This window comes from Glaciimonas sp. GG7, from assembly GCF_052976905.1.
The window spans coordinates 1-900 of record NZ_JBRIIQ010000222.1 but is presented as its reverse complement, the minus strand read 5'-3'; the positions used below and the strand labels follow the sequence as shown (position 1 = coordinate 900).

Annotated in this window: 2 protein-coding genes; both read left to right on the top strand. The window is 49.7% G+C overall.

The genetic code is table 11. The features are described from left to right. Positions 1-216: 216 nt before the first annotated feature. Entirely contained in the window at positions 217-690 is a 474-nt protein-coding gene (locus ACVBEF_RS21260) for a LexA family protein (protein WP_447125881.1), read from the top strand. A gap of 23 nt (positions 691-713) precedes the next feature. Further along, positions 714-900, top strand: a 187-nt coding sequence (locus tag ACVBEF_RS21255) for a Y-family DNA polymerase (protein ID WP_447125882.1), incomplete at its 3' end; no start/stop codon positions are given.

The window sequence follows — 900 nt, the reverse complement described above, 5'->3', positions numbered from 1 at the left end:
CGTAAGCAATATGGAAGCGACTGAAAAGCTATCTTGTTGGATGCGGGAAAAAGTTGAGGAATGACGCTGCCAAAGACCAAACCGAGACGATGATTTTGAAATCCAGGAAGCAATTAAAAATATATTTTCAGGACGTTGTAATCCTGCAAATCGGTATTTCAGTCGGGTTGGAAAGGCTTACTATGCTGGATATACATACAGTATTTAAGATAAGCCATGAACATTCTAAGTAGCAACAAACCACGTATTCCAGCAAACTTGGCGTCTGTGCCACTATCAGTGGCCCAAGCGCCCATAGTTTGTTCTATCCCCCTGTTCCTCAATAAAGTCCCGGCCGGATTCCCATCCCCGGCCGCCGACTATATCGAAGACGGCCTCGATCTCAATGACTATCTGGTCAAACACAAAGCGGCCTCGTTCTACTTTACTGTCGAGGGCGATAGCATGAGCGGCGCGGGCATTCTTAACGGTGACCGGGTGCTGGTCGATCGCTCTATCGAACCCAAGCACGGTCATATCGTAGTTGCAGTCATCAGCAATGAATTCACCTTGAAGCGTCTCTACCGATGGCGCGGCGTAGTCGAATTGCGCCCCGAGAATCCTGCCTACAAAATTATTCGTGTAAGTGAAGACGACGATCTACAAATCTGGGGCGTCGTCGCCGCTGTCGTGCGCAAAATTGCCGTCTGATCATGGACGGCCCGACTAACCAGTTGTTCGCGCTGGTCGATGTCAACAATTTCTATGTCAGTTGCGAACGGGTTTTTAATCCCCGCCTGGAAGGAAAACCGGTCGTTGTCTTATCGAATAACGACGGAATGGCAGTCGCGCGCTCAAATGAGGTTAAGGCACTCGGCATCAAAATGGCGACGCCGTGGTTTCAGTTGCAAGACATGGCGC